The following is a 21,406-nucleotide window of genomic DNA, read 5'->3' on the forward strand; positions in this document are numbered from 1 at the left end:
GAGGGCGGGGTCCCGGAAGGCCGGGTCACGGGTCGCGGGTCACCGCACCACCCGCGGCAGGCGCAGGCTCAGGAGCGCCGTCAGGACGATCATGCCCAGCTGCACCAGCAGGGTGACGGCGAGTGCGTCCCGCATGCCCGCCGACGGGACCAGGGCGAGGAACAGGCTGCCGAGGGTGGCGACGCCGAGGGCCAGCGCCGACTGCTGCGTGGTGATCATGACCCCGCCGCCCACGCCCGCCCGGTCGGCCGGCACGTCGGACAGCATCAGCCGCATCAGGACGGGCAGTTGGAGTCCCTGGCCGAGGCCGGCGACGGCGACGCCCGGGGCGAGGGAGGCCAGCCCGAGGTCCGGCCAGCCGCGCAGGACCTCAAGGGTGAGCAGGATGACGCCGACGGCCTGGAGGACGCCGCCCGCGGTGACGACGCGGCTGCCGAACCGGCCGACCAGCCGCGGTCCGGCGAGCGAGGCCGCGAAGAAGGCCACGGCCATCGGCACGAGTGCGAGCCCCGCCTCGACCGGGCCCATCCGCAGCCCCTGCTGCAGGACCACCGCGATGACGAACATGAAACCGCTGAAGCCGATCGAGAACGGCACCATCAGGACCAGGCCTCGCCGCAGCGACTGCAGTCGCAGCAGGCTCGGCGGCACCAGCGGGGTACGGCCGAGCCGGTCGGCGCGGCGCTCGGTCCGGTAGAAGGCCGTGGCGGCGAACGGGAAGACGGCGAGCGAGACCCAGGTCCACAGCGGCCAGCCGGCCGCCCGGCCCTCGGTCAGCGGCAGCAGCAGGGATACGAGGGACAGGGCGAGCAGCAGCGTCCCCGGTACGTCGACCGAGGCCGGCCGGTCCGAGCGGGTCTCCGGCACGGCACGGGTGGCGAGCACCAGCCCGAGCACCACCACCGGCACGTTGACCAGGAACACCGAGCGCCAGCCGAAGCCGGCGATGTCGGCGGCGACCAGGACGCCGCCCAGGATCTGCCCGGCGACCATCGACAGCCCGGCGGTGGCCCCGTACAGGCTCATCGCCCGGGCCCGGCGCGGGCCCTGGGTGGTCGCCTGGATGGTGGCGAGCACCTGCGGCAGCATCAGCGCGGCCGCGGCGCCCTGCGCCACCCTCGCCCCGACCAGGGTCCAGGCGGTGGGCGCCAGCCCGCAGAGCAGCGAGGTGACACCGAAGGCGGCCATGCCGATCAGGAAGAGCCGGCGCCGTCCGGCCATGTCGCCGAGACGGCCGCCGAGGACGAGGAGCACGGCGTACGCGACGCCGTAGCCGCCGACGATCAGCTCCAGCGTGGCGGGTCCGGCCGCGAGGTCGCTGTCGATGGCGGGCAGCGCCACGTTGACGATGAAGAAGTCGATCAGGGGCAGGGCCGCGCCGAGCAGCACGGTGAACAGCCCGAGCGGGCCGATCGCCGCCGGGGGCCCGGGAGGCGCGGCCGGGGCCGGGGCTGGCCCGGAGGCCGGGCGGCCCGCCGGGGCGGACGGGGAGGGACGGGTGGTGCGTACGGTTGCTTCGCTCACAACGGAAACGATCGCCCCACGCTCAGCCTGGTACCAGAGTCTTCTTATCCTGGTACAAGGAATACCTGGCAACGGGATGAGCGGTGCGGCACCCTGGTTCCATGACCACTGTTGCCTCCGACAGCGACGTACGCCGGCACGAGCTCGCCGAATTCCTGCGCAGCCGCCGGGAGCGGATCACCCCGGAGCAGATGGGGCTGCCGCGCGGCCGCCGCCGGCGCACCCCGGGGCTGCGCCGCGAGGAGGTCGCCCAGCTCTCCGCTGTCGGTGTCACCTGGTACACCTGGCTGGAGCAGGCCCGCGAGATCCAGGTGTCCCCACAGGTCCTGGACGCCCTGGCGCGCGCGCTGCTGCTGGACGCCAGCGAGCGTACGCACCTGTTCGCGCTGGCCGGCAGCCTCGATCCGGCCCCGCACGCGCCGTGTCCCAGCGTGACCCCGGCGCTGCGGGCGATGCTCGACCAGCTCGGACCGATCCCGGCCTGCATCCAGAACAGCCGGTACGACATCCTCGCCTACAACTCCGCCTACGGACGGCTGCTGTGCGACCTGGACGCGCTGCCGCCCGAGGACCGCAACTGCCTGTGGCTGGCGTTCACGAACGCGGACTGGCGGGCGTCGATGGCCGACGTCGCCGAGGTCAACCGCACGATCGTGGCCAAGTTCCGGGCGGCGATGGCGGAACACCTCGCCGAGCCGGCCTGGAAGGCCCTGCTGGCGCGGCTGGAGGCGCAGTCGCCGGAGTTCCGGGAGCTGTGGGCACGGCACGAGGTGCTCGGCCTGGGCGCCAAGACCAAGTACGTCCGCAACGCGCACGTCGGTCTGCTGCACCTGGAGCACACCAACCTGTGGCTCGGGCCGGCGGCGGGCGCGCGCCTCGTGACGATGGTGCCGGTGGACGAGGCGAGCCGGGCGGGCCTGGAGCGGCTGGCGGGGCTGGAGCTCATGGACCGCCGCCGGCGGCCGGAGCCCCTGGCGCCGCCGGAGCCGCTGGAACTCCTCGCGCCGGCCACGGTCTGACACACCCCGCCCTCCCCACTCCCTAGGGCTGTTCGGCCAGCCCCTCCGGCAGCCGGCCCGTGTGCAGCACCCCGAGGGTCTGCGTGGCCCGGGTCAGGGCGACGTACAGGTCGCTCGGCTCGTGGTCCGCGGGCTCCACGACGATCACCGAGTCGAATTCCAGCCCCTTGGCCTGGCGCGGGTCCAGCAGGACGACCGGCCGGGTGAGGTCCGGCTCCTCCCCCGCCCGTACGCCGGGCAGCGCGGCCGCCAGAGCCCCGTGCAGCGGGCGCGGCGCGATCACCGCCAGCCGGCCGCCCCGCGCCTCGGCCGGAGCACCCTCGCGCACCGCGTCCGCGACCGCGCCGGGGAGGTCGTCCGCCTCCCGCACCCAGGGCCGCTGCCCCGTGGACCGCACCGAGCTCGGCGGCTCGAATCCGGGGTGGCGGGCCCGGAGCACGGCGGCCGCCAGGTCCATGATCTCGGCGGGCGTGCGGTAGTTGACGCCGAGGCGGACCAGCTCGAAGCGGTCGCCGACGTACGGGTCCAGGATCCGCTTCCACGATCCGCAGCCTGCCTCGTCGCCGGTCTGGGCCGGGTCGCCCACCAGCGTCATGGACCGGGTGGGACAGCGCCGCATCAGCAACCGCCAGGCCATCTCGGACAGTTCCTGGGCCTCGTCCACGATGACGTGTCCGAAGGCCCAGGTACGGTCGGCGGCGGCCCGCTCGGCCGCGCTGCGGTGGTCGGCCTCCTCCTGCCGCTCCGCCATCCGTTCGGCGTCGATGATGTCGTGCGCGGCGAGGAACTCGTTCTCCATGTCCTCGAATTCGTAACTCTCCGAGCCCTGCGACAGGTCCAGGACGCCTTGCGCGTACGCGATGCGCTCTTGTCGTTCACGCTCCTCGGCGGCGCGCTCCGCGCTGTCGTCGAAGCCGAGGAGCTCGGCGGCCTCGTCGAGCAAGGGGATGTCGGCGGGCGTCCAGTCGTCCGTCGTGCGACGGATCAACTCGGCTTCGCCGGGCGGGAGATGGGTGGGTTCGGCGAGGAAGTCGGCGATGAGCTGCCGGGGCGTGAGGGGCGGCCAGAGGCTGTCGATCGCGGCGTGCACCTCGGCGCTGGTCGCGATCTCCTTGCCGAGCTGCGCGATGTCGTCGGCGCCGAGCAGGTTGGGGCCGCCGTACGGATCGGCGCCGAGCCGGTCGGCGAGCTGCTGCGTGAGGGAGTCGATGATCCGGAAGGCGAAGTACGGGCGGGCCAGGTTGTGCGGCAGCCCGGTGGCACGGGCCCGGTCGCGGGCCTCGTACGCCATGGTCCGGTCGAGCCGCAGGGTGCCGTGGTCGTCGTGGTCGATCTCCAGGGCCGGCTCCGGGAGCACGGCGCTGTCCTCGCCGCAGCCGGCGGGGACGGTCTCCGGCAGCGCCTGCCGGTCGCGTACGACGAGGGCGAGCACGTCGGCCATCTCGGCGCGGCCCTTCACGGCGGCGGCGCCGGGCCGGTCGGTGCCGGTCGCGCGGATGCCGGGGAACAGCTCGCCGAGGGTGGAGAGCAGGACGCCGGTCTCGCCGAGGGAGGGGAGCACCTCGCCGATGTAGCCGAGGAACGCCGGGTTCGGTCCGACGATCAGCACGCCGCGCTTGGCGAGCAGCTCGCGGTGGGCGTAGAGGAGGAAGGCGGCCCGGTGCAGGGCGACCGCGGTCTTCCCGGTTCCCGGGCCGCCCTCCACCACCAGTACGCCGCGGTGGGGCGAGCGGATGATGCGGTCCTGCTCGGCCTGGATGGTCTGGACGATGTCGTGCATGCGGCCGGTGCGGGCGGCGTCGAGCGCGGCGAGCAGCACGGCGTCGGCGTCCGCCCCCTCGTGGCCGGTGCGCTCGGTGTCGGCGAGGTCGAGGATCTCGTCGTGCAGGGCCGTGACCTCGCGGCCGCGGGTGGTGATGTGGCGGCGCCGGCGCAGACCCATCGGGAAATGCCCCGTGGCGAGGTAGAACGGGCGTGCCACCTCGGCCCGCCAGTCGAGGACGAGGGGGGTGCGGTCCGCGTCGTCCTGCCTGATTCCGATACGGCCGATGTGGCGATCCTGACCGTCCGAGAACTCGAGACGGCCGAAACACAGACCGTTCTCGCCGGCGTTCAGCGCGGAAAGCAGACCGGACTGCTCGGCGACGACCACATCCCGCTCCAGCCGCGCCTGAAACCCGGTGCCCGCCCCCGACAGCGCCTGCTGCACGGCTTGTTCGGCCTGGTCACGCAGGCCGTCCAGGCGCGCATAGAGCTCGTCGATGAATTGCTGCTCATTACGGAATTCCATGGTTGACAATTCCACTCCCGACCCGATACGATGTCCCCGTAAAGCTTCTTCATGCCTTGCTTTCATCAGGGCGTGAAACATCAAATATACGCAGACGAATACCCCGGCCGTCAATTGGTCCGGGGTATTTTTGCATCCCGGAGCCCAGGCCACACGCATCGCACAAATGAACGAGCCGGGTGGGCGGATGTCACCCGGACGGCTCACCCGTCAGGCTTTCGGCGCCATGCACTGCTTTGGTGGATACACAGAGCTGTCCACCACATGGAGCACTCTCATGTATGAAATGCAGGTCGGTGAGGCGGCCACAGGGCCTGGCCTCGTATGGCACGTCGTCGCCCGTGACCGCCGGGCCACCCTGTGCGGCCGCCCCCTCCAACCGGGAGGCAACGCAGAAACGGACCACCACTGCATGCCGTGTATGACGGCCTTCCAAGACGTCATGCGGGAGGGATCCGCGGAGTCCTGACAGCGGGGGTGACCAGCCCCCGAACCACGACCACGACCTTCCGCCGCCGACGCCCGGACCCCCGGGCACCGGCGGCGGAAGCACGGGGGCCGCCGACCGGCGAAGCAGGTCCCGGGCCGGCGTCCCTGCAGTCCGCCGCGCGCTCGATTCCGTCGGCTCCCTGGCCAATCACCTGTCCGAGACGGCCGGACCCTGTCCCTGACCTGGCCCAAGGCACTACCCAAGCCCACCCTCGCCGGAAACGTCGCCACCTACGCGCACGTCCTGCCCGACGTGGACCTGCAACTCAAAGCCGAAGTCGAGGGCTTCTCCCAGCTCCTGGTCGTCAAAATTCCCGCCGCCCAGCACCCCGACCTCGCGACACTGAAGTTCAAGCTCGACACCGTCGGCCTGAACGTCTCCACCGAAACGACGACCGGCCTGATCAACGCCGTCAACCCCGCCGGACAGAGCGTCTTCCCCGCCTCCACCCCCATGATGTGGGACTCCACCACCACCGGCGGCGGCGCCAGCTCACTCCTGAAACGTGGTCCAGTGGCAGCTCCATCCGCCACGACTACACCAAGGACGGCAGCAGCGACATGGCCGACTGGTACGACTTCGGCGACGGCAGCGATGGAATGCACACCTTCGCGCCAGCGTCCGACGGCACGTTCCAGACCCCCAAGGGCGCCTGGGCGTCCTCCCTTTCCACATATCAAAGCAATACTTATGGAAATCTCCTCTGATACCTTCCGTGCTTATGAAAACGATCGGACTGCTCGGAGGAATGAGCTGGGAGTCGACCGCCGAGTACTACCGGCTGTTGAACGAGCTCACGCGCGACCGGCTCGGAGGGCTGCATTCGGCCCGGTGCGTGCTGTACTCCGTGGACTTCGCGGAGATCGAGCGGCTGCAGGCCGAAGGGCGGTGGGCCGAGGCCGGCGAGGTGTTGGCGGCGGCAGCCCGGCGGCTGGAAGCGGCCGGGGCGGATCTCGTCCTCATCTGCACCAACACCATGCACAAGGTCGCCGACCGGGTCCAGGCGGGCATCTCGGTGCCGCTGCTGCACCTCGCCGACGCCACCGCCGATGCCGTGAAGGCGGCGGGGCTGACGCGCGTCGGCCTGTTGGGCACCGCGTTCACGATGGAGCAGGAGTTCTACCGTGGCCGACTCGCGGCGAGCGGGCTGGAGGTCCGCGTCCCCGACCCCGAGGGGCGGGCGCTCGTACACCGGGTGATCTACGAGGAGCTGTGCCTCGGCATCGTCCGCGAGGAGTCCCGCGCCGCCTACCAGCACGTCATCGAGGGGCTCGTGGCCGCCGGAGCCCAGGGGATCATCCTCGGCTGCACCGAGATCGAGCTGCTCATCGGCGCCGGGGACAGCCCCGTACCCGTCTTCCCGACCGCACGCATCCATGCCGAGGCCGCGGTCGAGGCCGCCCTTTCGACGCATCCGCACATGGCCTGAATCCATCGGTGCTCGGAATCGAGCAGTCCGCCCCGTGCCATCATTCGGCGCTGTCAAGCCAACCGAGGGGGGTAGGCGTGGTCGTCGAGAACTGGCAGCAGGCCGCCGTGGCCGCAGTCGTCGTGGTGGTACTGGGCCTCGTCCTGTGGTCCATGCGCCACCGGATCAAGAAGCTCCGGCTGCGGCTGTGGGGCGTCGCCGTCGAGGCCGCCCCCGAGGCGGACCCGGCCGATCAGGCCGTGCACACGAAGCGCTCCAAGATCCTGAAGTCCCTGGTCAGCACGGTCAAGGGCGGCAAGGTCGGGATCGTGGACACCAAGGTCAAGGACAGCTGGATCGTCGTGCGCAAGGACGACGACCCCGAGCCCGACCCCGCAACGGGACCCGGCACCGGACCTGGTGCCGGCACCGGCACCGGCACCGGCACCGGGCAGCCCACCAGCTGATCCGGCCGGCAGCGCTCAGGGGACTTCCGGGGGGGAAGACAGCGTGCACGTAGACCGCGTCGAGCAACTGGCGCACGCCGCGCGCGTGATCGGCGACGGCGCCTCGCACCGGGCCCTGTTCTTCGAGGGCGACGAGGGAATCGGCAAGACCGCGCTGCTCATCGAGGTCCACCGGCGGCACGGTGACAGCACGGTCTGCTACGTCGACCTCGCCACCACGTGGGCGACGTTCGACGTGCTGAACCACATATACCGGCAGGCATCCGGGCAGGGCATCCGCATGGACTCCTTCCGCGCGCTCAAGCAGCGCTACGGCGAGGTGCCGACGGTGAACTTCCAGGGGATGTCGATGAACCGCTCGCACCTCGACATCGCCCTGAGCGTCAACGCCGACCGCGAGACGCAGAACTCGGCCATGAGTGACGAACTCGTCGCGCGTCTGGCGGAGTCGGCGGCCGATCCCGGCTCCGGCCCGATCGTGGTCCTGGACGGCTTCGACCGCTGCGAGCCCCCGCTGCAGAGCTGGATCAGCACCGGCTTCCTGCCGGACCTGCTGGCCACCCGCCGCATCACCGTCTTCCTCGCCGGGCGGAGCGTCCCCAGCCTCTCGCACCCCTACGCTGGCGCCGTCCGGAACCTGATCCTGCCGCCGTTCGACGCCACGACCGTCCAGGAGTGGATCGACCTGGCCGGCCTCGACGAGCTCAAGGGGTCCGCCGAGGAGCTGTGCAGCAGACTGGACGGGCTGCCTTCGGCGATCTCGGAGTTCCTGTCCCACTTCACCCGGGAGGGCTGACCCCTGGACACGGACCTCGTCCTGCGCCGCATCCGCGGTACGTTCGCGGCGCTGCCGCCCGCCCGGCGCTCGCTGCTCGAACACCTCTGCGTGTACGACTGGTTCGATCCGGACATCGTCGAATACACCGCCGATGCGCTCGGAGTGCCGGCCGACAGCGGGCCGCTCGTACGGCTGCCCGTGATCGAGGCCCGCCCCATGGCCGCGACCGAGGAGTTCCGGCTGGGTCCCCTGCTGCGCAAGGACCTGCTCGACCGGCTCGGCGAGGAGGAGGACGCGACACTCAGACGGGCGCACCGGCTGGCCGCCGCCTACTACTTCCAGCCGCTCGACCCGTTCAACACCGAAAAGATCGGCTGGTACGTCGAACAGGTCCACCACCTGGCCTGTTCCAATCCGGACCGGGCCCTGAGCCGGCTGGCAGCCTTCTCCCACACGGCCCTGCTCGCCGGCCATCCGGAAGCCGCGAGCCGGGCGGCGGCCGCAGCGCTCAGGTCCGGGGCGGACACCCGCGAACTGACCCTGCTGGCGGAGGTCGTACGGTCCGTCGCGCTGATCCTGGCCGCGCAGGCGGAGGTCGACGGCCGGGCGATCGTACGGCTGGACGGGCTGCTGGCCGGTTTCCGGCCCCCGCGCGACCTGGCCGCCGCGCGGATCGGCAGGCTCGCCCGCGACCTGGTCACGTACTACAGCGAACGCCAGGCCCCGGCCCCCACCCTGACGGCGGCGCTGGCCCTGGAGGCCGGGCGGCGCCCGGAGCGGCGGGGCATGCCGCAGGTGTCCGCGAGCCTGTCCGTCGCGGAGGAGTTCGCGCACTTCCCGCACACCGTCATGCTCCGCGACCACGTGGTCGAGGTGGTCGGCCGGCGCAAGGCTTCCCACTCGATCACCTCGACGCTGTACGCCTCCGGCACCCAGGACACCCGCGCGGTGATCGACATCTTCCCGTGGGTCTACGGCGAGACGCTGGACAAGCTCGACATCCGGGACGCGAACGGCGGAGTGGTGCCCTCGCTGAAGCGGGTCGAGGTGCAGTCGTACATCGCGAACGCGGTCTCGTACTGGCTCGCGGACGAGGGCGGGGACGCCTCCGACACCGGCCCTGCCCGCACCGGCGGCGACGCCGGACGCGGACGCGGCGTCGAGGTGCACGCCTCGCACCGGGAGATCTCCCTCGCCCTCGGCTCCGCCGTGCAGAGCCGCCAGCACGAGACCGTCGCGACGCTGCTGGAGAGGGCCATCGAGGTCACGGGCGGCGACCTGGGCGCCCGGATCCGCGCGGCCACCCGCCACCTGCCGCTGGTCGCCGAGTTGGACACCGCCTACGGCACCTCCCCGCGGCTGCACTACGGCTACGACGGAAAATGCGTCCTGCGCCGCCACGGGCTGCTCGGCGTATCGGCGGAGCTGGACCTCTGCCTGCCGACCGAGGCCCGCAACCAGCTGACCGTCCCCACACCCGAAGGGGTCGAGCTGGCCGGCATCACGACGTCCGACCCGCGGTGGGCCGTCGAACCGGTCCTCGCCCCGTCCGACTGGGACGACGGGACCCCCCAGGGACTGCCGGAGCAGTTCGACGTCAGCTTCGGGGACTTCGCGGAGGGCGAGGGACCCTCCGGGGAGGGGTCCCACCGGGTCGGGATCACCAAGCTCCGGCTGTACTACCTGCCGCGCCGCAAGGACGTCCGCCGCGTCACCTGGGTCAACCTGCTCTGCCTGCTGGTCTGCCTGGCCGCGACGATCCTGGAGCTCTTCGTGGAGTACGCCGAGTGGTCCGGCGTGATCCCCGTCGCCGTGGTCATGGCCAGCCTCCTGGAACAGATCCAGAACCGGCGTCAGCATCCCTCCGGCAGCGCCGAGGTCCTGCACGCGTACGCGAGCCGCCGGCTCAACCTGATCAACGCCACGGGCATGGTCGCCGCCCTGCTGGCGACCTCCGCCCTCTCGGTGCGCACTCCGGCGGTGTCCCTGTCGCTCACCGTGTCCTCCTTCGCCGTGTGCCTCGCCACCACCTGCGTACTGCTGGCCTCCGCCGCCGGACGCCGCCGGGACCTGCCGGCCCGTGCCGCGTCACTCACCCTTGATTAGTCACACCGTGATGTCATACGGGCAAGCAGGCCGCGAGGGCGGCGGCACGGACCCGGGCGGACCCATGGGCACACCTCAGTCGGGAGCGGACGCGGAGCCGGACAACGCCGGCCACCAGCAGGAGGGACGGCACGCCGACTGGCTCGAGCTCTTCTTCGACCTCGTCTTCGTCGCGCTCGCCGCCCAGCTCTCGCACGGGCTGCACGGCGATCCGAGCCTCCGCGACTTCGCCGTGTTCCTGGGGCTCTACTTCCCGCCCTGGTGGCTGTGGATCAACCTCATGGTCTCGGCGAACCTCTTCGTCGACAACAGGCCCCGCCGCCGGCTGCTCATGCTGTCCGCCATGCTCTGCATCGCCGTCATGGCCTGCGCCGTGCCCGAGGCCGACACGGACCGCGGTTCCGTCTATGCCCTCGGGTACGCCGGCACCCGGCTGGTGCTGCTCGGGCTGTGGTGGCCGGCCACCCGGTACCCCGAGCCCCTGCGCGTCCCGCGCTGGCGCCCGCTGAGCTACTGCCTGGCCTCGGGCCTGCTGTGGGCCGCCTCCGCCGCGGTGCCCGCGCCCTGGCAGTACGTCGCGTGGGCGGTGCTCATCGCCGCCGAGATGGCGCTGCTGCTCAGCGCGCGCGGCCGCGGGCTCCCCGCCCGGCTGGACACCGGGCACATCGTCGAGCGGGTCGGCCTGTTCGTCATCATCGTGCTCGGCGAGTCCGTGATCGCGCTGGTGACCTCGGCCGACCACGCCTGGACCCCGCGGGCCGGGGTCGTCGGCGTCCTGGGTTTCGTACTCCTCGCCGCCCTCTGGTGGTCGTACTTCGACTTCGGTTCGACCTCGGCCGAGCTGATGCTCGCGAGGGCCGACGACCGGCAGGCCTACCTGCTCGCCCGCGACGTGGGCGGCTTCCTGCACTTCTTCGTCACCGCCGGCGTCCTGTGCATGGCGGCCGGGCTGGCCACCGCCGTCGAGGAGGCCGACCACGCCCATCTGCCGACCGGTGCGGTGTGGGTGCTGGCCGGCGGACTGGCCATGTACCACGCGGCCCACGCGGGCATCGCGCTGCGCTACGGCCGCCCGCCGGCCGCCGTCGCCGTCTGGGCCGTTCCCGGCATCGGCGTCCCGCTGCTCGTGGTCTGGGCCGCCGGCCACCTCGCGCCCTGGCTGGTGGTGCTCCTCCTGGCCGCCGAGGCGATCGCGCACCTCTTCTACGCGCGCAAGCTGCAGCGCCACCGCCTCGCGGCGGCGGCGACCCCCTGAGCCCTTACGCCAGTACCGGGAGGAGCTCCGGGCGCTTGGCCGTGCGGGCGTCCCCGGAGGAGCGGCCGCGCAGCCGCCTGCCGAGCCAGGGGCCCAGGAACGCGGCGGCCCAGCGCAGTTCGGCGGCGACGGTGGACCGGGGCGCCCCGTCCGGGGGGAGCGGGTGCGTCCAGGAGTCGTCGCTGCCCGGCAGGCCGAGGGCGTCCGCGAGCGCGGCGGCGATCCGCTCGTGGCCGAGCGGGCCGGCGTGCAGCCGGTCCGCGCTCCACAGCCTGGGGTCGGTGACCACCGGGTGGTGTCCCGTCTCGACGACGACCACGTCCTGCCGGGCGGCGGCCGCGCGGATCCGGTCGTTGAGGTCGCTCACCCGCGGGGAGAGCGGCCGGGCGAGCGGGGTGATCCGCGCCAGGTCCGGGAAGGTCATGGTGAGGACCCGGGCGCCCTGGGCGGTGAGCGCGCCGAACATCGCCTCCAGGTGGCCGGCGACCTCGTCGGCGTCGAACCGCGGCCGGAGGATGTCGTTGACCCCGGCGACCACGGTCGCGAGGTCCGGGCGCAGCGCGAGGGCCGGTGCGAGCTGCTCGGCGCGGACCTGCCCGGCGAGGCGGCCGCGGACGGCCAGGTTGGCGTACCGCAGGCCGGGGCTGTGGAGCGCGAGGTGCTCGGCGAGGCGGTCGGCCAGCCCCCGCAGGCCGGTGGTGTCGTCGCCGTCCCCGAGGCCCTCGGTCTGGCTGTCCCCCAGGGCCACGTACCGCAGGTACGGGTGCTCAGCGCGCGGCACGGGCCGCCTCCCGCTCCCGCAGGACCGCGATCGTACGCTCGCACCAGTCGCGGTTGCCCCGCTCGAAGGCGAGACCGCGCAGGCAGGTCAGGTACGGGCCGATGCGCTCACCGCAGCGCAGGAACTCCTCTTCGGAGCGGTCGCCGCGCATGGTGCGCAGCAGGCCGCCGAACAGGTCGACCTTGGCCCGGGCGAAGGCGGCGCGCTCGGTGAGCTGCGCGACGAGCGTCGCGGTGTCCACGTGGTCGGCCGCCTGGACCATCACGATGAGGTCGTCGCGGATGGAGGAGGGCCTGGTGGCGGCAGCGGTGAACCGGTCCAGCTCGGCGAGCCCGGCGTCGGTGACGGTGAACAGGCGCTTGTTGGGCCGGGTGTCCTGGACCACTTCCCGGCCCGCGATCAGCCCGTCCTTCTCCAGCCGGGTCAGCTCGGCGTAGAGCTGCTGCGGGAGGGCGTGCCAGAAGTTCGCGACGCCGAGGTCGAAGGCCTTCGCCAGTTGGTACCCGCTCAGCTCCTCGTCCAGCAGCGCCGCCAGTACGGCGTGGCGCAAAGCCATCGGATCGCCTCCTTCTCGCCTCTGTGCACGGACGCTCCCCGCATGATACTCAAGAAACTGACTAATCACATTGATGAGTAGAAGACTCTCAGGGAGATGCCGTGACCGCAGCAGACCGCTTCCGCGCCGCCGTCGACAGCCGTGACCTCGCCGCCCTGGAGGCCCTGTTCACCGAGGACGTGCGCCTGTACAGCCCGGTGAAGTTCACGCCGTTCGAGGGGCGGCCGATGGTGCTGGGGCTCTTCGGGGTGCTGCTGCGCACCTTCGAGGACTTCCGCTACGTCGGCCAATACACCGGCAGCGCCGAGACGAGCGTCGACGGCTCCGTGGCCCCGTCGGAGGTCCTGCTGTTCCGGGCCACGGTGGGCGGCAAGGCGATCCACGGCATCGACCTGGTCCACTTCGCCGAGGACGGCCGGATCAAGGAGTTCACGGTGATGGTCCGGCCGCAGTCCGCGGTGCACGCCCTGGGCGAGGCGGTCCTCGCCGGCCTGGTCGCGGACGGCCTGGCCCCTGCCCCGGCCGGGGGAGGCGCCGGTCGTTAGGCTGCCGGGGCAGCCAGCGCCCGTACGCACGCCCGGAGGAACCGGTGGACATCCGCTCGGCCCAGCAGCTCGCCTGGGACAACAAGCTCGCCAAGGGCTTCAACACCACGGACGTGCCCCTGGAGTTCGGGCTGCTGACGGCCGAGGTCGGGGAGGCCTTCACCGCCTGGCGCAGGAAACTGCCCGACTTCGGCGAGGAGCTCGCGGACGTGTTCCTGTACCTCGCGGCGCTCGCCGAGATGAACGGCGTCGACCTGGAGTCCGAGGTGGAGCGGAAGCTGGCCAAGAACCGTGACCGCGTCTACGCACGGGACGAACGGGGCGTGCTGCAGCGCGTCGAAGGGACGGGGAACTGCTGATGGCCGCCACGACGCGGGTGGCCCTGGCCACCTCGGAGCCGGGCCTGGCCTGGGACGCCGACCTGCCTCTGATGATCGAAGCGCTGCGCGCCCGCGGGGTCGACGCCGTGGCGGCGGCCTGGGACGCCCGGGACTTCGACTGGTCGCGGTGCGCCGCCGTGGTCATCAGGTCCACCTGGGACTACGCCGCGCGGTGGCCGGAGTACCTGGCCTGGGCCGACGCGGTGCAGGGTACGACGCGGCTCGACAATCCGGCCGCTCTGGTGCGCTGGAACACCGACAAGCGCTACCTCGGGGAGCTCGCCGGCCGCGGCGTCCCCGTCGTGCCGACCCGGTTCATCGCCCCCGGCGAGGCCGTCGTCCTGCCCGGGGACGGACAGTTCGTCGTCAAGCCGGCCGTCTCCGCCGGCGCCCGCGACACCGCGCGCTACGCGGAGCGGCACCACGAGGCGGCGGCCGGGCACATCGCGGGGCTCCACGCGGCCGGAGCGACCGCGATGGTGCAGCCATACCTGTCGCGGATCGACGAGGGCGAACGGGCACTCGTCTTCCTCGGCGGCGCCTTCAGCCACGCGATTCGCAAGGGGCCGGTGCTGACCGACGTCGGGATCGTCGACAACGGCCGCGTCCCGCATCCGGATCTGGTGCCGTACCGGCCGTCCGCGGCCGAACTGGCCCTGGCCGGTGCCGCGCTGGCGGCCGTACCGGGGTCCGGGGCGCTGCTGTACGCGCGCGTGGACATCGCGACGTCGGACGACGGGGCGCCGGTCGTGATGGAGCTGGAGCTCGTGGAGCCCAACCTCTTCATGGGCCACGCCGAGCACGGGCTGCAGCGGTTCACCGACCTGGTGCTGGAGCGGGCCATGTGAGGTGGGCGGCGACGGGGAGGTGGTCGCTGCCCGTCGCGGGCAGCGACCGGATCCGCGTGACGGTCGCCGAGCGGGTCAGGACCTGGTCGATCCGGGCCAGCGGCAGCGAAGCGGGCCAGCTGAACGCGAAGTCGCGGCTCGGCGGGTCCATGCGCGAGGTGACGGGTTCCAGCCCGCGGTCGTCGACGGTGCCGTTGAGGTCCCCGAGCAGGATCAGCGGGTCCGCCGGCTCGGCGGCGATCGCGGCGCCGAGCCGTGCGGCGCTCTCGTCGCGGCGTGCGGATCCGAACCCGTGCGCCGGGCTGAGCCGCAGGGAGGGCAGGTGCGCCACGTACACGGCGACTTCGCCCCGCGGCGTGCGGACGGTGGCCCGCAGTGCGCGGTTCCAGTCCTCGCCGACGCCGGCGGGTCTGATGTCCACCGGCCGCACGTCCTCGAGCGGGTGCTTCGACCAGAGCCCGACCGTGCCCACCACCGCGTGGTACGGGTACTGCGGCGCCAGCGCCGCCGCGTACCGCGGCACTGCGGCGGGCGTCAGCTCCTCCAGGGCGAGGAGATCGGCGCGAGTGGCGGCCAGGGCGCGTGCGGTGCCCGCCGGATCGGGGTTCTCGTCGCTGACGTTGTGCTGGACGGCGAGGAGATCGGGGGCCCGGTCCTCGCCGGGGAGCAGGTGGCCGCCGAAGAGCCCGAGCCAGGCGGCGGCGGGCAGCAGCGCCGCGAGTGCGGCCACGGCCGAGCGGCGCAGCAGTGCCAGGGCCGCGAGGACCGGGACGGCGAGGCCCAGCCAGGGCAGGAACGTTTCGAGCAGGCTGCCGGGACGGCCGGGCAGCCCATCGGGCACCGCTCCGTGGCAGACCAGCAGGCAGGCCACGAGGACCGCGAGCCCCGTCAGGACGCGTCCCCGCCCGCGCCACGCCCACTGCTGCGGCCCTCGCCGAAGCCGTCCCCAAGGCCCCCGCCCCGCCCCCTGCTCGCCCACGCGCCCCTGCTCCCGATCCGCCCCGCGTCCCGCGCCGCGTTCCGCCTCCCGCGCCGCAGACTAGGACGACGCCCGGGGCGGTGATCCGGTTCCCGCACCCGGCGGGCGGCCGGGAACCGCACCGATCCGGGCGAGGACCAGGACCGTGTCGTCCGTCGCCGCGTCGGGCAGCAGGTTGGCGAGGATCCGGTCGGCCCCCTCCTCCAGCGAGCCGAGGGGCGCGCGCAGCTGGTCGCGCAGGGCGTCGATGCCGGTGTCGATGTCCTGGCCCCGGGCCTCGACGAGGCCGTCGGTGTACAGGGCCACGGTGGCGCCCTCGGGAATCTCGACCTCGATCGACCGGTACGGTACGCCGCCCACCCCGAGCGGCACCCCGAGCACGTCGTCGACGGCGTGCACGGTCCCGTCCCGGTGCCGTACCAGCGGCGGCGGATGACCGGCGTTGGCGATGGTGGCGCGGCCGGTGTGGGGGTCGTACAGCAGGTAGAGGAAGGTCGCCCACTCGATGCCGGCCTCCTGCGCGCAGGCGTCGAGTTCCTCGACCAGGGCGGCGGGCTCGGCCGTGTGACGGGCGAGCGTCTTCGCGGTGATCCGCAGCCGCCCCATGGCCGCGGCGGCCGGGACCCCGTGTCCCATCACGTCGCCGACGACGAGGGCCACCCGGTCGTCGGGCAGGGTGATCGCGTCGTACCAGTCGCCGCCGACCTCGGTGCCGCGGCTGCCGGGAAGGTAGCGGTGGCTGATGTCCACGTACGGGCCCGCCGCCGGGGCACTGGGCAGCAGGGCCCGCTGAAGGGTGAGCGCGATGTCCCTGACCTTGCCGTACAGCCGGGCGTTGTCCAGGCACAGCGCGGCCCGGGAGGCCAGTTCACCGGCGAGCCCGAGGTCCGCCTCGGCGAAGGCCGGGCGGGCGCCGGAGCGGCCGAACATGGCGATGCCCTGCACCGTACCGCGGGCGATGAGCGGTGCCATGAGGATGCAGGTCAGCCCGCTGTCCAGCAGCAGCTGCGCGCGCTGCTGGTGGACGACGGTCCGGGTCGCGAAGTCCTGGTCGACCGTGAAGCAGAGCGGACGGCCCGTGCTCAGCATCTGGTGGGTGTGGGAGCCGGGCGGGTACGTGACCTCCTCCAGGCCGCTGACGAGCTGCACGGCCGGCTCGGGCAGGGTGGTGCCGGAGGCGATCCGGCGGGTGGCCACCGGCAGCGCCGGGTCGAACGCCTCGGTCTCGTCCATCCACTCCACGAGTTCGACGACGCTGGCGTCGCAGAACTCCGGGACGACCGCGTCGACCAGCTCGCGCGCGGTGGTGTTCAGGTCCAGGGTGGTGCCGATGCCGGCCGCCGCCCGGTCGAGCAGGGCAAGGCGCTGGCGGGCGGCCGTCGCCTCCAGGATGGCCCGCTCGCGGTCGGTGACGTCCAGCAGCAGTCCGCCCACCCCGCGCCGTGTGTCACCCGCGCCCGTCAGCGGGAAGAAGCTGACCGAGCGCACCTGGTCGCGGTCCGGGCGGCCCGGTGTGCGCAGGCCCACGAGGGCGCCGATCACGGTCCGGCCCTCATCGGCCACGGAACGCAGCATGCGTTGGTACTCCCCACCGTCCGCGGTGATCATGATGTCCGCCATCCGGCGGCCCAGGTGCTCGTCGGGCGGGACCCCGTCCATGTCGGCCAGGGCCTGGTTGAGGTGGACGTAGCGCAGCTCCTCGTCCAGCATGACCAGGCCGATGGGGCAGGTCTCGAAGAGGGCGTCGAGGAAGGACAGGTTGGTCTTCACCCGGTCCAGTTCGTCGCCCCGGCTCGCCAGCCCGATGACCACGGAGGCGCCGGTGGCCCCGGTCATCGGGAAGACCCGGAAGCCGCAGTCGAACACCGAGCCGTCCCGGTGGAGCGCGGGCAGCCGTACGCGCCAGTAGCCGAGGGTCCGGGCGCGCTCTGCCAGGTGGGCGGCTCCGCCGGGGCCCTCGCCGGGGGCCGGCTCGGGGAAGAGGACGGCGGCGGGCCGGGTCAGCACCGATCCGGCCTCGTGGCCGAAGAGGTTCCGCGCGCCGGGGCCCCAGTAGCAGACCCGGTCCTCGTCGTCGATGCCGAAGACGGCCACCACCACGTGTTCCAGCAAGGACCCCGGTTCGGACCGGATCGGGCCGGGATCGTCCGCGTCCCCCAGCCGGTCCGATGGCATCGGCAGGCCCCCTTCTGCGCGCGTCTCGCTCGCGCGCGTGGCTGACCGGCGCCCGCACGGCGGACACGGGCTGCCTCTTCAATTCTGCCCGCCATCGGGGAGGAGGACATCACGACGCCGGACGAGAGCCGGCCGGTGACCTCCGGTGACGGTTGCCCGCGGTCCGGCGACCGTGCAGGTCAGCGAGGGTTTCCCGATCGGCCCCGCCGACGGGCGACGGGAAACCCGTCGACCCCCGCGGACCTCGGGGCAAGGCTGAAGGCGTCAGCACGCCGGAACGACGGGACGGGACGACACGACACCCCGACCTCCCGGCGTCAACACCGAGGCAACCCAACAGGGGGACATGATGCGCAAGATGATCCGCGCCACCGCCGCGCTCGCCACCGCCGCGGCGGCCGTCGTGGCACTGAGCGGCCCGGCCGACGCCAGGCCCGCCGACGACTGGGCCGGCTGTCCGTACGGGTCGGTCTGCGTCTACCCGCAGGACCAGAACCCGGCCGTGAAGCCGACCCACATCTTCACCAGCTACGGAGCACACAACCTGAGCAACCAGTACGGACGCCACTGGGTCCTCAACAACCAGTACGGCGGGGCCACCGCGAGCCTGTGCACCGGCTACGACGGCAAGAACTGCGGGTCCCCCATCGCCCAGGGCACGGGCGTCTACGCGGACCTCGGGCCGATCAACTCCATCACCCTCAATCGCCCCTGACCGGGCACCCGTTCGCGGCCTTCCGGGTCCGCCGCTCCCCCGGCGGCCCCGGAAGGCCGCTGTGCTCCGCGTTTTCCGCCACGCCGACCCGACGCGCGTTCCGCCGTCCGACCCCCGCGGTAGCCTGGGACGTTCCATCTCACAACCTGGGCGTGCTGCGCCATGGGGGATGCCGTGGGGGACCCGGACCGCGGACGCGACACCGATCACCACACCGATCACGAGCCCGATCCACTCGGGGCCGCCGGAGCCGCCGCGGCCTTTCCCGCCCAGTTGCGGCGGCTGCGGGTGCAGCGCGGTCTGTCGCTGGCCGACCTGGCCCGTCGCACGCACTACAGCAAGGGCTACCTGAGCAAGATCGAGACCGGCGCCAAGCGCGTCACCCACGATGTCGCGCTGCGCTGCGACCGGGTGCTGGAGGCCGGGGGCGCGCTCCTCCAACTGGTCCCGGAGGCCGAGGTGCCGAGGCCCCGCACCGCCGCACCGGCCGGGCAGCCGCGGTCTGCCGGCGAGTGCCCCTACCGCGGCCTCGCCGCGTTCACCACGCGCGACGCGGGCTGGTTCTTCGGTCGCGACCGGGTGACCGCCGCCCTGGTCGAGCGGGTCTTCGACCGGATCGGCGGGGGTCCGCTGGTGCTCGTCGGCCGGTCGGGGGCCGGCAAGTCCTCCCTGCTCAGCGCCGGTCTCGTACCGGCCCTGCGGCGCATCGGCGGGTTCCCGATGGCGGGAGCCGACGGGTGGCCGGTCGTACGGTTCACCCCGACCGCGCATCCGCTCCAGGAGCTGCTGGACCGCACCGCGAAGGTGCTGGGCGGCGGTCTCGGCATCACCGTACGGGAGCTGCGCGACCGGCCCCGGCGGCTGCTCGAGGCCGTCCAGAGCCTGGCGGACGACGCCCCGGACCCGGCCGGGGAGCACCGGCCGTCCTGCGTACGGCCGGTGCTGCTCGTCGACCAGTTCGAGGAACTCTTCACCCTCTGCTCCGACAAGGACGAGCGGCGCGCGTTCGTCCACGTCCTGTGCACCCTGGCCACGGCGGGGCCGGAGCCTGCGACGCCCGATCCGGCCGTCGTGGTGCTCGGCGTACGCGCCGACTTCACCGGCAGCTGCCTGGACCTGCCCGAACTGGCCGCGGCCTGCACCGACGGGCTGTTCGTCCTCCCCCCGATGTCCGTCCCCGAACTGCGCGAGTCGATCACCCGCCCTGCGGAGCTCGCCGGGCTCACCCTCGAACCGGGGCTGGTCCAACTGCTGCTGCGCGACGCCGGCTTGCGCGAGGAGCCCGCGGCGGCCGCCACCGCCCCGGCGGCCGGGCCCGGTGACACGCCATCGGGTGCGCTGCCGCTGGTGTCCCACGCGCTGATGGCCACCTGGCAGCGCCGCACCGGGACCACCCTGACCGTCGCGGGGTACGAGGACACCGGCGGCATCCAGGGCGCCGTCGCGCACACCGCCGAGAGCGTGTTCGCCCGCCTGTACCCGCGGGAGCAGCGGACGATCCGCCGCATCCTGGTGGCGCTGGTCCATGTCGCCGACGGCGCGGGGGCGACACGTCGCCGCATGGCCCGAACCGGGCTGATGGAGCAGCTCGCCGACGCGGACGGCGCGGCGCAGGCCCTCGACGCGTTCGTCCGGGCCCGGCTGATCACGCTGGACAGCGACACCGTCGAGATCACCCACGAGGCCCTGCTGCACGCCTGGCCGCGGCTGCGCGGCTGGATCCACGCCGACCGGGACGGCCTGCTGGTCCACCGGCAACTGGCCCACGCCGCCGAGGAGTGGGAGCGCGAGGACCGCGACCCGTCCGTCCTGTACCGCGGGAGCCGGCTCGGGGCCGCCCTCGCCTGGGCCGGCGAGCTCGACGGCCGGAGCCGGCCCGGCCCCCGGGAGGCGGCCTTCCTCGACGCGAGCCGGGCGGCGGAGGACGCCCGGCGGGCGCAGGCCCGGCGCCAGGTCCGGATCCGGCAGCGGATGCTGGCCCTGCTCGGCGTCCTGCTGGTCCTGGCCCTGGCCGCCGGGGCGGTGGCGTACCAGCAGCGGGCGGGCGCGCTCGGCCAGGAGCGCACCGCCCGTGCGCAGGCCCTCGCCGTCCGGTCCACCGCCCTCGCCGCCGGTCAGCCCGAGGCCTCGATGCGGCTCGCCGAGGAGGCGTACCGCACGGAGGCGAACCCCGAGTCGCGGGGCGCGCTGCTGAGCACGCAGTCCCAGCCGTTCCTCGCCCGGCTCGGCGGGCACGGCGGCCCGGTCAACGCGGTGGCGTTCGCCCCGGGGAGCGGGAAGGGGCTGCTGGCGAGCGCCGGTTCCGACGGCAGGGTACTGCTGCGGCGCATGGCGGACCGGCGGACGACGGCGACCTTGACGATGCCGGGCCGGGTGCGCGCGATCGCGTTCGGGCCGGACGGCGGGCTGCTCGCGGCGACGTCCACGGAAGGTCCGGTCCGGGTCTGGGACACGGACGGGCACCGCGTCGCGGTGCTCCCCGCGCAGACGACCGACGCCCGGGCGGTGGCCTTCGCTCCCGACGGGCACACGCTCGCCGTCGCGGGCGCCGACGGGACGGTCCGGCTGTGCGATCCCAAGGGCGGCGGGTCGGCCGTGACCGAGCTGACCGGCCACACCGGGAGGGTCAACGCGCTGGCGTACGCACCGGACGGCAGGACGCTGGTGTCGGCGGGTTCCGACCAGACCGTACGGCTGTGGGATCCGGTGGCGGCCCGTCAGCTCGCCGTGCTCGCGGGGCACACCGGCGAGGTGCTGGGGGTCGCCTTCGCGCCGGACGGGCGGAGCGTGGCCTCCGGGGGCGTCGACCGGACCCTGCGGCTGTGGGACGTGGCCGGACGCCGTACGACGATGGCGCTGTCCGGGCACAACGACGACATCAACGCGGTCGCCTACACCCCGGACGGCGCCACGGTCGTCAGTGCGGGCGGCGACGGCACCACCCGGCTGTGGGACGTGCGCGGCGGCCGGCCGGTCGCGACGCTGGCCGGGCACACCGACTACGTGCTCGGGGTCGCGGTGGACCCGGGCGGCGCGATGCTGGCCAGCGGCCTTCGACCAGTCGGTGGTGCTCTGGGACCTGCGCGGTCC

17 protein-coding genes and 1 pseudogene are annotated in these 21,406 nt (G+C 73.3%); 12 read left to right on the forward strand and 6 right to left on the reverse strand.

Annotated elements, in window-relative coordinates:
• Nucleotides 1–39: 39 nt before the first annotated feature.
• Nucleotides 40–1,413 (reverse strand): MFS transporter, encoded by a 1,374-nt coding sequence (locus ACFXGI_RS12400; protein WP_384705483.1) that lies wholly within the window; start codon nt 1,411–1,413, stop codon nt 40–42.
• 212 nt (nt 1,414–1,625) lie between these two features.
• Here ACFXGI_RS12400 and ACFXGI_RS12405 point away from each other — a divergent pair, with 212 nt between their 5' ends.
• Nucleotides 1,626–2,543, forward strand: a complete 918-nt coding sequence (locus ACFXGI_RS12405) for a helix-turn-helix domain-containing protein (RefSeq protein ID WP_384705360.1) — start codon at nt 1,626–1,628, stop codon at nt 2,541–2,543.
• A 22-nt stretch (nt 2,544–2,565) separates the two neighbouring features.
• On the opposite strand, the gene ACFXGI_RS12410 is transcribed toward ACFXGI_RS12405, so the two are convergent.
• Complete coding sequence (locus ACFXGI_RS12410; protein WP_384705361.1) at nt 2,566–4,833, reverse strand: HelD family protein; 2,268 nt, start codon at nt 4,831–4,833, stop codon at nt 2,566–2,568.
• A 948-nt stretch (nt 4,834–5,781) separates the two neighbouring features.
• On the opposite strand from ACFXGI_RS12410, the gene ACFXGI_RS12415 reads away from it, so the two are divergent.
• The 6 genes from ACFXGI_RS12415 (at nt 5,782) to ACFXGI_RS12440 (ending at nt 11,337) form a co-directional block, all read left to right on the forward strand.
• A complete protein-coding gene (locus ACFXGI_RS12415) occupies nt 5,782–6,030 on the forward strand; it encodes a hypothetical protein (RefSeq protein WP_384705362.1) in 249 nt (82 codons plus the stop codon).
• A gap of 14 nt (nt 6,031–6,044) precedes the next feature.
• Nucleotides 6,045–6,752, forward strand: coding sequence for an aspartate/glutamate racemase family protein (locus ACFXGI_RS12420; protein WP_384705363.1), 708 nt, complete (start codon nt 6,045–6,047; stop codon nt 6,750–6,752).
• A 77-nt stretch (nt 6,753–6,829) separates the two neighbouring features.
• Complete coding sequence (locus tag ACFXGI_RS12425; protein ID WP_384705364.1) at nt 6,830–7,198, forward strand: hypothetical protein; 369 nt, start codon at nt 6,830–6,832, stop codon at nt 7,196–7,198.
• Nucleotides 7,199–7,241: 43 nt separating this feature from the next.
• Entirely contained in the window at nt 7,242–7,994 is a 753-nt protein-coding gene (locus ACFXGI_RS12430; protein ID WP_384705365.1) for a hypothetical protein, read from the forward strand.
• A gap of 90 nt (nt 7,995–8,084) precedes the next feature.
• Nucleotides 8,085–10,082 (forward strand): hypothetical protein, encoded by a 1,998-nt coding sequence (locus ACFXGI_RS12435; RefSeq protein ID WP_384705366.1) that lies wholly within the window; start codon nt 8,085–8,087, stop codon nt 10,080–10,082.
• Nucleotides 10,083–10,146: 64 nt separating this feature from the next.
• Nucleotides 10,147–11,337, forward strand: coding sequence for a low temperature requirement protein A (locus ACFXGI_RS12440; protein ID WP_384705367.1), 1,191 nt, complete (start codon nt 10,147–10,149; stop codon nt 11,335–11,337).
• 4 nt (nt 11,338–11,341) lie between these two features.
• Here ACFXGI_RS12440 and ACFXGI_RS12445 read toward each other — a convergent pair whose 3' ends face one another.
• Both ACFXGI_RS12445 and ACFXGI_RS12450 read right to left on the reverse strand, forming a co-directional pair.
• Complete coding sequence (locus ACFXGI_RS12445) at nt 11,342–12,118, reverse strand: SGNH/GDSL hydrolase family protein (RefSeq protein WP_384705368.1); 777 nt, start codon at nt 12,116–12,118, stop codon at nt 11,342–11,344.
• A complete protein-coding gene (locus ACFXGI_RS12450; protein ID WP_384705369.1) occupies nt 12,105–12,674 on the reverse strand; it encodes a PadR family transcriptional regulator in 570 nt (189 codons plus the stop codon). Before ACFXGI_RS12450 ends, ACFXGI_RS12445 begins: the two co-directional genes overlap by 14 nt.
• A 101-nt stretch (nt 12,675–12,775) precedes the next feature.
• Between ACFXGI_RS12450 and ACFXGI_RS12455 the strand changes: the two genes are divergently transcribed.
• The 3 genes from ACFXGI_RS12455 to ACFXGI_RS12465 are packed head-to-tail and all read left to right on the forward strand — an operon-like array spanning nt 12,776 to nt 14,447.
• Nucleotides 12,776–13,219: a nuclear transport factor 2 family protein gene (locus tag ACFXGI_RS12455; RefSeq protein ID WP_384705370.1), complete on the forward strand. Its 444-nt coding sequence runs from the start codon at nt 12,776–12,778 to the stop codon at nt 13,217–13,219.
• Nucleotides 13,220–13,263: 44 nt separating this feature from the next.
• On the forward strand, nt 13,264–13,578 hold the full coding sequence (locus tag ACFXGI_RS12460) for a MazG-like family protein (protein ID WP_384705371.1): 315 nt from the start codon (nt 13,264–13,266) through the stop codon (nt 13,576–13,578).
• A complete protein-coding gene (locus ACFXGI_RS12465; RefSeq protein ID WP_384705372.1) occupies nt 13,578–14,447 on the forward strand; it encodes a RimK family alpha-L-glutamate ligase in 870 nt (289 codons plus the stop codon). The genes ACFXGI_RS12460 and ACFXGI_RS12465 overlap by 1 nt, the downstream gene beginning before the upstream one ends.
• Here ACFXGI_RS12465 and ACFXGI_RS12470 read toward each other — a convergent pair.
• A complete protein-coding gene (locus ACFXGI_RS12470; protein WP_384705373.1) occupies nt 14,416–15,426 on the reverse strand; it encodes an endonuclease/exonuclease/phosphatase family protein in 1,011 nt (336 codons plus the stop codon). The two genes, ACFXGI_RS12465 and ACFXGI_RS12470, sit on opposite strands and share 32 nt — an antisense overlap.
• Nucleotides 15,427–15,486: 60 nt before the next feature.
• Complete coding sequence (locus ACFXGI_RS12475) at nt 15,487–17,601, reverse strand: SpoIIE family protein phosphatase (protein WP_384705374.1); 2,115 nt, start codon at nt 17,599–17,601, stop codon at nt 15,487–15,489.
• 358 nt (nt 17,602–17,959) lie between these two features.
• Between ACFXGI_RS12475 and ACFXGI_RS12480 the strand changes: the two genes are divergently transcribed.
• Both ACFXGI_RS12480 and ACFXGI_RS12485 read left to right on the forward strand, forming a co-directional pair.
• Nucleotides 17,960–18,316, forward strand: coding sequence for a hypothetical protein (locus tag ACFXGI_RS12480; protein WP_384705375.1), 357 nt, complete (start codon nt 17,960–17,962; stop codon nt 18,314–18,316).
• A gap of 162 nt (nt 18,317–18,478) precedes the next feature.
• Nucleotides 18,479–21,304, forward strand: a pseudogene (locus tag ACFXGI_RS12485) (helix-turn-helix domain-containing protein); the annotation flags it as partial.
• Nucleotides 21,305–21,406: the final 102 nt, after the last annotated feature.

The sequence above is a fragment of the Streptomyces sp. NPDC059355 genome (assembly GCF_042752335.1).
Taxonomy (GTDB): Bacteria; Actinomycetota; Actinomycetes; order Streptomycetales; family Streptomycetaceae; genus Streptomyces.